At 69.5% G+C, this 12,861-nt stretch carries 9 protein-coding genes; 7 read left to right on the forward strand and 2 right to left on the reverse strand.

Annotated features, from left to right (window positions below; translation table 11 throughout):
- Positions 1-23 precede the first annotated feature (23 nt).
- Complete coding sequence (locus WMF28_RS15165; RefSeq protein WP_437602949.1) at positions 24-932, reverse strand: ParB/RepB/Spo0J family partition protein; 909 nt, start codon at positions 930-932, stop codon at positions 24-26.
- Positions 929-1,855, reverse strand: coding sequence for a ParA family protein (locus WMF28_RS15170; RefSeq protein WP_437602950.1), 927 nt, complete (start codon positions 1,853-1,855; stop codon positions 929-931). The genes WMF28_RS15165 and WMF28_RS15170 overlap by 4 nt, the downstream gene beginning before the upstream one ends.
- A gap of 647 nt (positions 1,856-2,502) precedes the next feature.
- Here WMF28_RS15170 and WMF28_RS15175 point away from each other — a divergent pair.
- The 7 genes from WMF28_RS15175 to WMF28_RS15205 all read left to right on the forward strand — a co-directional run bounded on the left by WMF28_RS15175 (position 2,503) and on the right by WMF28_RS15205 (position 12,693).
- Positions 2,503-2,664 (forward strand): transcriptional regulator, encoded by a 162-nt coding sequence (locus WMF28_RS15175; RefSeq protein WP_437491693.1) that lies wholly within the window; start codon positions 2,503-2,505, stop codon positions 2,662-2,664.
- Positions 2,665-2,877: 213 nt separating this feature from the next.
- Positions 2,878-4,146 carry a trigger factor gene (gene tig, locus WMF28_RS15180; RefSeq protein ID WP_437602951.1) on the forward strand — a complete coding sequence of 423 codons (1,269 nt, stop codon included), beginning with the start codon at positions 2,878-2,880 and terminating at the stop codon, positions 4,144-4,146.
- 319 nt (positions 4,147-4,465) lie between these two features.
- Positions 4,466-5,110, forward strand: coding sequence for an ATP-dependent Clp protease proteolytic subunit (locus tag WMF28_RS15185; protein ID WP_012235778.1), 645 nt, complete (start codon positions 4,466-4,468; stop codon positions 5,108-5,110).
- 326 nt (positions 5,111-5,436) lie between these two features.
- Positions 5,437-6,693, forward strand: coding sequence for an ATP-dependent Clp protease ATP-binding subunit ClpX (gene clpX, locus WMF28_RS15190; protein ID WP_437602952.1), 1,257 nt, complete (start codon positions 5,437-5,439; stop codon positions 6,691-6,693).
- A gap of 243 nt (positions 6,694-6,936) precedes the next feature.
- Positions 6,937-9,429, forward strand: a complete 2,493-nt coding sequence (lon, locus tag WMF28_RS15195) for an endopeptidase La (protein WP_437602953.1) — start codon at positions 6,937-6,939, stop codon at positions 9,427-9,429.
- A gap of 68 nt (positions 9,430-9,497) precedes the next feature.
- Entirely contained in the window at positions 9,498-11,066 is a 1,569-nt protein-coding gene (purH, locus tag WMF28_RS15200) for a bifunctional phosphoribosylaminoimidazolecarboxamide formyltransferase/IMP cyclohydrolase (protein WP_437602954.1), read from the forward strand.
- Positions 11,067-11,265: 199 nt separating this feature from the next.
- A complete protein-coding gene (locus tag WMF28_RS15205) occupies positions 11,266-12,693 on the forward strand; it encodes a ParA family protein (protein ID WP_437602955.1) in 1,428 nt (475 codons plus the stop codon).
- The last annotated feature ends 168 nt before the right edge of the window (positions 12,694-12,861 follow it).

The raw sequence follows: 12,861 nt of genomic DNA on the forward strand, positions 1-12,861 counted from the left end.
TGCGTCCGGCGCGGGGCGGCGGCTCACGCGCCGAGCAGCGCGATGATCCTGTCGAGCTCGTCGAGCGAGCCGTACGTGACGCCGAGCTCGCCGCGGCCGCCCTCGTCGCGCACCTCGACGCGCGTCCCGAGCCTCCGCGTGAGGCGCGCCTCCAGGTCCTTGATCGCGGGCGACTTCCCCTCGGGCTTCTTCTCGCCAGGGTCCTCCGCGCCGTTCGCGGCCCGGCTCTCCTTCTCCTTCGCCGCCTTGATCAGCGCCTCGACCTTGCGGACCGGGAGCTTGCCGTGGACGGTCCGCTCGGCGACGTCGGCCATCACCTTGTCGCTCGGCGCCCCGAGCAGCGCGCGCGCGTGGCCCTCGCTGAGCTCGCGCGAGATCACCATGCTGCGGATCCGCTGCGGCAGCCGGAGGAGCCGGAGCGAGTTGACGATCGTCGTGCGGTCCTTGCCGACGCGCTCCGCCAGGGTCTGGTGCGTGTAGCTGTGCTCGCGCAGCAGCCGGTCGAACGCCTCGGCGATCTCGATCGCGTTCAGATCGGCCCGCTGCACGTTCTCGACCAGCGCCAGCTCGAACGCCTCCTTGGGGGAGACGTCCTTGACGACGACGAGCACCTCCCTGAGCCCCGCGCGCTGCGCGGCGCGCCACCGCCGCTCGCCCGCGATGAGCTCGAAGCTGTCCTTTCCGGCCTGCGTCCTGCGCACGATGAGCGGCTCGATGAGCCCGTGCTCGCGGATGCTCCCGGTGAGCTCCTCCAGCTCGGCCTCGTCGAAGTGCTGCCGCGGCTGCCCCTTCTGCGGGACGATCTTCTCGATCGCGCAGACGAACACGCTGCGCCCCTCGGCAGCCGTCGACGTCGCCGGCGGCGGCGCCGGGAGCAGGGCGTCGAGCCCCCGTCCGAGCGCGCGTCGCGCCCCTTTCTGATCGGCATTCATGATCTGGGTCGTGCGTCCCTCGCGCGCGCTCCGGTGGTGGGCGGGGGCTCGGCCTGCGGCTCCGCCTCGTCGTCCCCGCGCTGCGCCTTCTTCGGAGCTGCCGCGGCGGCGGGCGGGCCGTCCAGGATCTCGCGCGCGAGGCTCAGGTAGCCCTGCGCCCCCTTCGACTGCGCGTCGTAGAGCAGCGCCGGCTTGCCGTGCGACGGCGCCTCGCTGAGCTTCACGTTGCGCGGGATGATCGCGTCGAAGACGCGGAAGTGCGCCCTCACCTCGTCGGCCACCTGGTGGGTGAGCGAGTTGCGCCCGTCGAACATCGTCAGGACGACGCCCTCGACCGTGAGCTCCGGGTTGAAGGCGCTCCTCACCCGGTCGATCGTCGCCATGAGGTGCGTCAGCCCCTCGAGCGCGTAGTACTCGCACTGGAGCGGCACGAGCACGCGGTGCGCCGCGGTGAGCGCGTTCAAGGTGAGCAGCCCGAGCGACGGCGGGCAGTCGAGGACGACGAACGCGTACCCGTCGAGCTGCGGGCGCAGCGCCTGGCGCAGCCGCGTCGCGCGGTCGTCCGCGTCGACAAGCTCGAGCTCCGCCGCGACGAGGTCCTGCGTCGCGGGCACCACGTCGAGCAAGGGCACCTCGGTCGCGACGATCGCCTGCTTCAGCGCTGCCTGACCGATCAGGACGTCGTAGAGGGACAGCTCGAAGCTCCCCCGCCGCACGCCGACGCCGCTCGACGCGTTCCCCTGAGGATCGCAGTCGACGAGCAGCGTCCGGTACTCCGCCGCGGCGAAGCTCGCGGCCAGGTTGACCGAGGTCGTGGTCTTGCCGACGCCCCCCTTCTGGTTGGCGACGGCGAAGATGACAGGCGAAGGCTTGGGAGCGGAACCGGGCTTGCCGGGCGCGCCCCCCTGGTTGAGCGATGGCATCGTGCTGTGTCGCGTCCGACCCGGCTGCTTACACGACCCCCACCGGCACGTCGAGAGATGCAGGTGTCTCCGCTGCATGTTCGAACGGACGCGCAGGTCCGGCCCGGCCTGGCCCGGGCTCCGGGCTCTCGTTTCAACGCCCCGGGAGCACCCCTCCGGGCGGCTCCGCGGCGCTCGGGCAGGACCCGGACGCTGGACGGCGCCCGCCTGCTCGCCGTTCCCCCACCGTTCGCTCGTCGGATTGTTGGCCTGAACGGCAGTGGTGTCTACAGTGGCCCACATGTCGCTTGGTGTGGTCAAAGGTGACCGAACGACGAGGCCGTTGGTCCGCGGGCGAGCCCCGGGGCGAGGTCGTTGCTTCGGCCTCGGGGGGGCGCTGCTGTCCGGCGGCGACTCCGGCCCGGTCGATCGGATCCTTGCCCACGCGTTCTGGTGCGACGGGGGCGAGCCTGCGTTGCTCGCTCCTGCGCAGGTCCTCGTGCTTTCGCCTTCGCTTCAACGCAGGTCGGCGCTCGGCTCGCGCCGTCGTCTGCCCTCGACGCGCGTCGAGGGTCGGCGCTGACCGCTCCTTGATCACGGACGTGGTGCCCAGCTTCGCCGAGCAGATCGACGCCACGACGTCGCCTCGGCACATGTGAGGAGGACAGATGCCGCTTCCCAGGTCGTATCAGAACTTTGCAGAGTTCGAGCGCGAGATTCTCCGCCCGAACCGTGTGGGCTTCTCGCTCGAAGACATCGTCGAGGAGGGCCCCTTCGATGCCGAGCTCGATTTCGAGAAGGACCCCTTCGACGCCTCGGACAACGACTGAGCGCGACGGAGCGGCGCGCGAGACCCGACGGCCCCGCGCTCGGCCCGGTGCGGGCGCCGCGCAGCCCATCAGCTTGCACGATCCCTCCCGGGATCCCCGAGCCTCGGCGGCCGCCTCTCCGCCGGGGCTCCTTTTTTTAAAGCAGCGTCCTGTCGGTCGTCTTGACCCCCCCAGCGACGCGTGGCACGAGTGCCGCCCTTCGAAAAAAACGCCATGCAAGTCAACGTCGAAAAGCTTTCTCCCGTGCTGATGGAGTTTCAGGTGGAGGTCCCCGCGGACCGGGTCCGGAGCGAGGTCGACAAGGCCTATTCGGCGCTCCAGCGGACGGCCCGGGTCCGGGGCTACCGGCCTGGCAAGGCGCCGCGCCAGGTGCTCGCGCACCTCTACGGCGGCCGCATCCACGCCGATGTCGCCCAGCGGCTCGTCGACTCCACGCTGAACCAGGCGCTCGCCGACAAGCAGGTGCAGCCCCTGTCCCAGCCCGCGATCGCGCCCGCCGAGCTGCGCCCCGACGACGCGTTCTCCTACAAGGCCCGCTTCGAGGTCCGCCCCGACATCGCCGAGGTGACGTGGGAGGGCTTCGAGGTGAAGCGCCCCTCGACCACGCCGACGGAGGAGATGATCGACGCCGAGCTCACCGCCCTTCGGCGCGAGCACTCGACGCTGCAGGCGCCGGAGCCGGAGCGCCCGGGCGCCAAGGGGGACATGGCGACGCTCTCGTTCACCCTCGAGGTCGCCGGCGCCCTCCGCGACGCGAAGCAGCAGGAGATCGAGACCGAGCTCGGCAGCGGCCAGATCTTCAAGGAGATCGAGGACGCGCTCCTCGGGATGACGCCCGGCCAGTCGAAGGACGTCCCGGTCACGTTCTCCGAGCAGCACTCGAACGCGGATCTGCGGGGCAAGCAGGCGCTCTTCCACATCACGCTGAAGGACCTGCGCGAGCGCATCTTCCCGGAGGTCGACGACGAGTTCGCGAAGGACTGCGGCGAGGAGAGCCTGACCGCGCTCCGCGAGTCGGTCCGCAAGAAGATCGAGAAGGAGCTGACCCAGCGCGCGAGCGACGCGGTCGCCGAGCAGCTCGTGATCGAGCTCTGCAAGGCGAACCCGATCCCGGTCCCGCCGTCGCTCGTCGATCAGCAGGCGCAGCTCGCCGAGCGCGAGCTGCTCGCGACGGCCCGGCGGCAGGGGCAGCGCGTCGATCCGACGCCGGAGTTCCGCGCCCGCGTGCGGCTCGACGCCGAGATGAAGGTGCGCGCGGGCCTGGCCATGGCCGAGATCGCGAAGGCGAAGGCGGTCAGGATCACCGAGGCCGATCTCGAGAAGGGCTACCAGGAGCTCGCCGAGCAGAGCGGCAAGAACGTCGCGAAGATCAAGGCGGAGTACCGCGAGCCCCAGAAGCGCGAGCTCTTCGCCGGGATGATCCTCGAGGACAAGATCCTCGACATCATCGAGGCCGCCGCGAAGGTCACGGACGCGAGCTAGCCGCGGCGCCGCGCCGCCGGATCGGCTCCGGCGGCGCAGTTCGTCCGGGTCGTGTCGCGCGTCGCCGCGCGGCGCCCTCATCGAGCCACATCACGTGCGTCGAGCGTGCGTCGCGCGTGCCAACCGGCGGCGCGCCGGCGCTCCGCGTGTCCCGCGCAATCCGTGCGGAGCGCGGGGGCGCCGAGGCGCGGATTGCGCGGAAGTCAACGAGCGGCCGATATTTCCGGTAACCTCGGGCGCGTTCGGTCTTGCGATCGGACGCAGTCTGGCCCAGGAGTAGAACCCCTGCCGCGCGGCAGGAAACCCCCCGGAGCACCGGATGACCCGACGAGTCGAAACCCGCACCCAAGCCATCGAGTTTCTCGAACGCGAGAAGGCCTACATCCTCCCGACGGTCACGGAAGTGACCCACCGCGGCGAGCGGGAGTGGAACATCTTCAGCCGCCTCCTCAAGGATCGCATCGTCTTCATCGGCACGGAGATCGACGACTTCGTCGCGAACGCCGTGATCGCGCAGTTCCTCTTCCTGGAGAGCGAGGATCCCGAGAAGGAGATCCAGGTCTACATCAACAGCCCGGGCGGCGTGGTGACGTCGGGGCTCGCCATGTACGACACGATGCAGTACGTGCGGTGCCCCGTGTCGACGATGTGCATCGGCCAGGCCGCGTCGATGGGCGCGGTGCTGCTCGGCGCGGGTCGCAAGGGCCGGCGCTTCGCGCTGCCGCACGCCCGGATGATGATCCACCAGCCGCTCGGCGGCGCGCGCGGTCAGGCGACGGACATCGAGATCCAGGCGCGCGAGATCAAGAAGATCAAGGAGACGCTGATCGACATCCTCGTCGACGCGACCGGCAAGAACCGGGACGAGCTGGCGAAGGACATCGAGCGCGACTTCTACCTGAGCGCGACGCAGGCCAAGGAGTATGGCCTCATCGACGAGGTCTTCCCGAAGCGGAACAAGTAGGTGCCAGCGCCCCCTCGTCCGGCGGGCGTGCCCTGGCGGAGGGCCGGCGCGAGCGGCGTCGGCCGGCGGCGCGCAGCCTCATCGAGCGCTCGCGCCGCGGCGCCATCGGGCGATTCCCTGACTTCGGCCACAGGCTGGAGACCACCCCCGTTAGCTTGCGACGGTACGGGCACCGGACTAGAATCCGGGCGCGGCGTTTGGCTGCGCATCGCTGAAAATACAGGGAACGGTGGAAGCCGTTCCCGTCCCAAGTTGGAGGGGCCGCCGCGGCGGGACCCTACCTCTCATCGAAGCGGACGCGTCGGCAGGCCGCACTGAGGGTCGAAGTGGAGCGAAGGCGGGACGATCACTCGAATGGCAATTTAAGCTGCTCTTTCTGCGGTAAATCGCAGAAAGAGGTGAAGAAGCTCATCGCGGGCCCCACGGTGTACATCTGTGATGAGTGCATCGGGCTCTGCAATGACATCATCGCGGAGGAGGTCGAGAAGGACGAGCCGTACGCGGGGTCGACCCCGGTTCCCAAGCCCGCCGACATCAAAGCAACGCTGGATGAGTACGTCGTCGGCCAGCACCGCGCCAAGAAGATCCTCGCTGTAGCGGTTCACAACCACTACAAGCGCATCGACAGCCGGGTCGCCTCGGACGACGTGGAGCTGTCCAAGTCGAACATCCTCCTGCTGGGCCCGACGGGCTCCGGCAAGACGCTGCTCGCGCAGACGCTCGCCAAGATCATCAACGTCCCGTTCGCGATCGCGGACGCGACGACGCTGACCGAGGCCGGCTACGTGGGCGAGGACGTCGAGAACATCATCGTCCAGCTCCTCCAGAACGCGGATCACGACGTCGAGCGCGCGCAGCGCGGCATCGTCTACATCGACGAGATCGACAAGATCAGCCGGAAGAGCGACAACCCGAGCATCACGCGCGACGTCTCCGGCGAGGGCGTGCAGCAGGCGCTGCTCAAGATCATCGAGGGGACGATCGCCAACGTCCCCCCGAAGGGCGGACGCAAGCACCCGCAGCAGGACTTCCTCCAGGTCGACACGACGAACATCCTGTTCATCTGCGGCGGTGCGTTCGTCGGCCTGGACCAGATCATCCAGCGGCGCATCGGCCAGAACACGCTCGGCTTCGGCGCAGAGATCAAGGCGAAGAAGGACTTCAAGCTGGGCGATCTGCTCAGCGTCGTCCAGCCGGAGGACCTCCTCAAGTTCGGGCTCATCCCCGAGTTCATCGGCCGCCTTCCGATCATCGCGACGCTGCACGAGCTCAACGAGGAGGCGCTGATCGACATCCTCACGAAGCCGAAGAACAGCCTGGTCAAGCAGTACCAGAAGCTCTTCGAGATGGACGGGGTGAAGCTCAAGTTCACCCGGGGCGCGCTCGTCGCGGTGGCCCGCCAGGCCCTCGAGAGGAACAGCGGCGCCCGCGGCCTGCGCGCGATCCTCGAGTCGGCGATGCTCGACATCATGTACGACGTCCCGTCCCGCACGGGGATCAAGGAGGTCGTCGTCAGCGAGGACGTGATCGTCAAGCACGAGGCGCCGCTCATCGTGTACACGAAGGAGGCGGAGCTCGCGTAGCGCTCGCCCCGAGGGGGTTCGTGGGCCAGGGCGCGCGGCGCGAGCGCGCGCCCTGGTGGAAGGCGCGCGTGCGGCGCGCCCTCGCCTCGATCGCCTGGATCGCCCCCCTCGATGATCCGGCATCGCGCGCGTCCCCGGGGGGACGCGCGCGGCTCCGGTGGAAATTCAGCAGTAGATCAAGCCACGTGTGACAACCGAGGTGGGGGCTGCCCCGGCCTCCCGATACTCCCGGAAAGACGGCGGATGTTCTTCAAGAACGACAGTGATCGCGGCAAGAACGCACCCGAGCGCGGGATCGTCCCGTTGCTCCCGCTACGCGACATCATCGTCTTTCCACACATGGTCTCACAGCTGTTCGTCGGGCGTGAGCGCAGCATCGCCGCGCTCGACGAGGCGATGAACCGCGGCAAGGAGATCTTCCTGGCCGCGCAGCGGAACGCGAAGACGAACGACCCGACGCCGGACGACATCTTCGGCGTCGGCTCGGTCGGCGCGATCATGCAGCTGCTCCGCCTGCCGGACGGGACGGTCAAGGTCCTCATCGAGGGCAAGCGCCGGGCGCGCATCCGCCGCTACGTCCAGAGCGATGCGTACTTTCTGATCGAGTACGACGAGATCGTCGAGAGCTCGGTCGCGAGCGTCGAGGTCGAGGCGCTGATGCGCTCGGTCCAGTCGACGTTCGAGATGTACGTCAAGCTCAACAAGAAGATCCAGCCCGAGGTCCTGATGGCGGTGCAGGCGATCGACGAGGCCTCGAGGCTCGCCGACACCATCATCGCCAACCTGCCGACCATCAAGCTGACGGACCGGCAGGCGCTGCTCGAGATGGAGGAGCCGCAGAAGCGGCTCGAGCGTCTCATCGAGCTGATGCAGTCCGAGATCGAGATTCTCCAGGTGGAGAAGAAGATCCGGAGTCGCGTCAAGAAGCAGATGGAGAAGACGCAGAAGGAATACTACCTCAACGAGCAGATGCAGGCCATCCAGAAGGAGCTGGGCGGCGGCGAGCGCGACGAGTTCAAGAACGAGATCCAGGAGATCGAGGAGGCCCTCAAGACCAAGCGGATGAGCAAGGAGGCCGCCGCCAAGGTCAAGAAGGAGCTCAAGAAGCTCAAGATGATGCACCCCACGAGCGCCGAGGCGACCGTGGTGCGCAACTACATCGACTGGATCCTGGAGCTCCCCTGGTACGACAAGAGCGAGGAGCGCTATGACCTCGTCGAGGCCGAGCGGATCCTCGATGAGGACCATTACGGCCTGAAGAAGATCAAGGAGCGGATCCTCGAGTACCTGGCGGTCCAGGCGCTGACGAAGAAGCTCAAGGGGCCGGTGCTCTGCTTCGTGGGCCCGCCCGGCGTCGGCAAGACGAGCCTGGCGAAGTCGATCGCGCGCGCGACGGGGCGCAAGTTCGTGCGGCTGTCGCTCGGCGGCGTGCGCGACGAGGCGGAGATCCGCGGCCACCGGCGGACGTACATCGGCGCGCTGCCTGGCAAGCTGATCCAGTCGCTCAAGAAGGTCGGGACGAACAACCCCGTTTTCCTGCTCGACGAGGTCGACAAGATGTCGACCGACTTCCGCGGGGATCCGGCGGCGGCGCTGCTCGAGGTGCTCGATCCGGAGCAGAACCACACCTTCAACGATCACTATCTGGATCTCGATTACGACCTCTCCGACGTGATGTTCATCACGACGGCGAACACGCTGTCCGGCATCCCGGTGCCTCTCCAGGACCGCATGGAGGTCATTCAGCTCTCGGGTTACACGGAGTTCGAGAAGCTGAACATCGCGGTGAAGTACCTCGTGCCCCGGCAGCGGAAGGAGTGCGGCCTCGAGGACGTGTCGCTCGACTTCACCGAGGGGGCGCTCCGGACGATCATCCACCACTACACGAAGGAGAGCGGCGTGCGCTCGCTGGAGCGCGAGATCGCGAGCGTGTGCCGCAAGGTGGCCCGGAAGGTCGTGTCGGACGGCAAGGACAAGCCGATCGAGGTCGTCGCGAAGAGCATCCCGAAGTACCTCGGCGTGCCGAAGTTCCGGCTCGGCAGGCGCGAGGAGCGCGACGAGGTCGGCCTCGTGAACGGCCTGGCCGTGACCAACGTCGGCGGCGATCTGCTCCCGGCCGAGGCGACGGTGGTCCCGGGCAAGGGCAAGCTCGTCATCACCGGGCTGCTCGAGAAGGGGATGGAGGAGAGCGGGCACGCGGCGATGAGCTACGTGCGCTCGCGCCTGGATCGCCTCGGACTCGAGGCGGACGTCTATCAGAAGGTCGACGTCCACATTCACTTCCCCGATTTCGTCAGGAAGGACGGGCCCAGCGCCGGCGTCACCATGGTGACCGCGCTCGTGAGCGCGCTGATGAAGGTGCCCGTCCGGCGGGATCTCGCGATGACGGGCGAGATCACCCTGCGCGGCCGGGTGATGCCGATCGGCGGGCTCAAGGAGAAGCTGCTCGCCGCCCATCGCGGCGGCATCACGACCGTGATCCTGCCGAAGGAGAACCGGAAGGATCTGCGGGACGTGCCCCGGCGTGTGCTGAAGTCGCTGCGGCTCGTGCTCGTGGAGCACGTGGACGACGTGCTCCGCGAGGCGCTCGTCCTGCCCGACGCCTACGCGATCTTCGGGCCGCCCAAGGGCATCCTGGAGTACCGGGACGGCGAGCTCGTGACCGAGGAGGCGCCGGTCAAGGCGCCGCCGGCCGCGGCCGGCGAGCCGACGCCGGCCGCCCCGCCCGGCGCGTGAGCGGCGGGAGCGCGGCGACGGACGGATAGGCTGGCGGCGCGCGCCGAGACGCACTAGCTGGCGTCGCGATGATTCGACGCGCATTGATCTCGGTATCCGACAAGACGGGGCTGCTCCCGCTGGCCCGGCGGCTCGCGGAAAAGGGCGTGGAGATCCTCTCGACCGGGGGGACGCAGCGGGCGCTCAAGGACGCCAACGTGCCGGTCGTCGGCGTGGAGGCCTATACCGGCTCGCCCGAGGTGATGGATGGCCGGGTGAAGACGCTCCATCCCCGGGTGCACGGCGGCATCCTGATGCGCGGCGCGATCGACGAGGACGATCTCGCGCGGCTCGGGGGCCAGCCGATCGATCTCGTCGTGTGCAATCTCTATCCGTTCGAGGCGACGGTCCGGAAGCCGGGGGTCACGCACCCCGAGATCATCGAGAACATCGATATCGGCGGGCCGTCGATGGTGCGGAGCGCGGCCAAGAACCACGCGCGCGTGGCGGTGGTGGTCGATCCGGCCGACTACGACGCCGTGCTCGCCGAGATCGACAGGGCGGGTGAGGTGTCGAGCGCCACGCGCCGCCGGCTGGCCACGAAGGCGTTCGCGCATACGGCGGCTTACGACGGGATGGTGTCCGGCTACCTGTCGTCGCTGCCGGAGGAGGGCGAGCCGAACGCCGACGAGCGCGAGGCCTATCCGCGCTTCCTGACGCTCGCCCTCGAGCGGGCCTACCCGCTCCGGTACGGCGAGAACCCGCACCAGTCGGGCGCCTTCTACCGCGAGCGCGGCGCGGCCGCGGGGTCGCTCGCGCTGGCCGAGTCGCTGGGGGCGGGCGGCAAGGAGCTCTCCTTCAACAACCTCGTCGACGTGGACGCGGCGTTCGAGGCGGTGCGTGAGCTCACCCAGCCCGCCGCGGTCGTCGTGAAGCACACGAACCCGTGCGGCGTCGCGATCGGCAACGATCTCGCGACCGCCTACCGGACGGCGCGCGAGGCGGACCCGGTGAGCGCCTTTGGCGGGATCGTCGCGCTGAACCGCGAGGTCGACCGGGCGGCTGCGGAGGTGCTTGTCGAGACGTTCCTGGAGTGCGTGATCGCGCCTGCGTACGCCCCCGAGGCGCTGGAGGTGCTCCGGACGAAGAAGAACCTCCGGGTGCTCGCGACCGGCGCGCTCCTGCCCGCGGATCACCCGGAGCTGACGTTCAAGCGCGTCGGCGGGGGCCTCGTGGTCCAGGATCGGGACGCGACCGCGGGGGGCGAGGTGCGCGGCGGCAAGGTCGTGACGAAGCGGGCGCCCACGGCGCAGGAGATCGACGCGCTCGAGCTCGGCTGGCGCGTTTGCAAGCATGTGAAATCAAACGCGATTGTGCTCACGGTGGCCGGGAGCACGGTCGGGGTCGGTGCCGGACAGATGTCGCGGGTCGAGAGCGTGCGCATCGCCTGCAGCAAGGCGGGTGAGCGGGCTCGCGGGAGCGTCCTCGCGTCGGACGCTTACTTCCCGTTCCCGGACGGCCTGGTGCTCGCCGCCGAGCACGGGATCACGGCGGTCGCGCAGCCGGGAGGCAGCGTGAGGGACCCGGAGGTCATCGCGGCGGCGGACGCGGCGGGGGTTGCGATGGTGTTCACCGGAGTCCGGCACTTCCGTCACTGAGCCGGCCCGCCCCGGCCCCGCCCCGGCCCCGCCCCGATCGGCCCGCCTCGGTCCCGGCCCCGCCCCGGGGTGCGCGATCTCCCCTTGCGCTGGAAGGGTGCGCCGCGTTCGCAGAAAAGTTGACCTTTGTTGCTTGACTGTGATGATGGTCAACGCTGCGCCTGGGCAAAGCGCTGTGCGCGGCGCGAAGGAGCGAGCTGTGGGCGGAATCAGCGAGACGTGCAGCGTGTGCGGGACCGGATTCGAGGTCCAGTTCCGGTACCAGATGGAGGAGAAGGACGGCGGCTTCTCCTTCTTCTGCTCGCAGAAATGCCTGGAGAAGAGCCAGCTCGGCGGGGAGAGCGGCGTCTCGCTCGCCACATGCGACGCGTGCGCGAAGCGCTTTCCTCCGGATCTCGTGTCGCAGGTGCTCTACGTCGCCGGGCGGCGGCACTACGCGTGCTCGCTCGGGTGCCGGACGCAGCTGGTCCGCGAGGCGAAGGGGGTGCGGCTCGGAGACATCGCGGCGGCGGCCGCGGCGCCGGCCGAGGGGCTGCCGTCGACCCGCCGCGATGTGCCGTTGTCGGGGAGCGGCTCCCGCGCCGTCGCGGAGGCCAGTGAGCCGGCGTCCCCGGAGCGTTCGGGGCGGGCTGGCGCGCAGGCAGCGGCGTCGGCCGTTGCGCCGGGCGCGTCGGCTGCGCGCCCGGCGGAGCCCAGGGGGCAGGGGGCGGTCGCGGTGCCCGTGTCGCCGGCGGGGAGCGCGAAGCGGGCGCCGCAGCGCCCGGCCGGGATGCCCCGGTATCTGGCCGTGTTCAACCACAAGGGCGGCACGGGCAAGACGACGACGGCCGTGAGCGTGGCGGCCGGGCTCGCGGCGCGCGACAAGCGGGTGCTGCTCGTCGACACCGACGCGCAGGGGAACGTCTCCGTCTCGCTCGGCGCGGGCGCGGAGCGCTCGCTCTATCACGTGCTCGTGATGGGGCTCCGGGTCGCGGACGCGACGAGGGCGGTGCGGCCGAACCTGGATCTCCTCCCATCCAACGAGACCCTGGCCGCGGCCGAGCTCTACCTGGCGGGGCGCCAGAACCGGGATCGCGTGCTCTCGGATCGCCTCTCCGCGGCTGCGGCCGACTACGACTACGTGGTGCTCGACTGCTCGCCGAGCCTGTCGCTGATGAACCAGAACGCGCTTGTGTTCGCCGACAGCGTGCTCGTCCCGGTCGCGTGCGATTACCTGTCGCTGGTCGGCGTCCGGCAGGTGATCAAGACGGTGAAGAACGTGAACGCGTTGCTGCACCATCCGGTGCAGATCTGGGGCGTGCTGCCGACCTTCTTCGACGGTCGCGCGAAGATCGCGCGCGAGGCGGTCAGCACGATGAAGCAGCACTTCGGGGAGCGCTGCCTCGCGCCGATCCGGCAGGCGATCAAGGTCAAGGAGGCGCCTGCGCAGGGGCAGACGATCTTCGAGTATGCGCCGGGGACGCCGGCGGCCGACGATTATCTGGCGGTGGTCGATCGCATCATCGAGAGTCGCGAGCGCGGCGCGGCCGGCTCGGAGGCAGGGGCGGTGCGCGATCCGGGATCGTGGGGCACCGACCGGGCGGATGGGGCGGCAGAGCGGCCGGGCGCTGCGGCGGCCGGCGCATGAGGGGACCCGCGGCAGCGGGGCCCGCTGGATGAAGGGACCTGCGGCAGCGGGGCCCGCCTGGATGAAGGGACCTGCGGCAGCGGGGCCCGCTGGATGAAGGGACCTGTGGCAAGCGGGTCTCGTGGCTGAAGGGCCCGCGCTCGCGGAGCCCCGACCGGGCAGAGAGCT

Source organism: Sorangium sp. So ce590 (assembly GCF_051521365.1).
Lineage (GTDB): Bacteria > Myxococcota_A > Polyangia > Polyangiales > Polyangiaceae > Sorangium.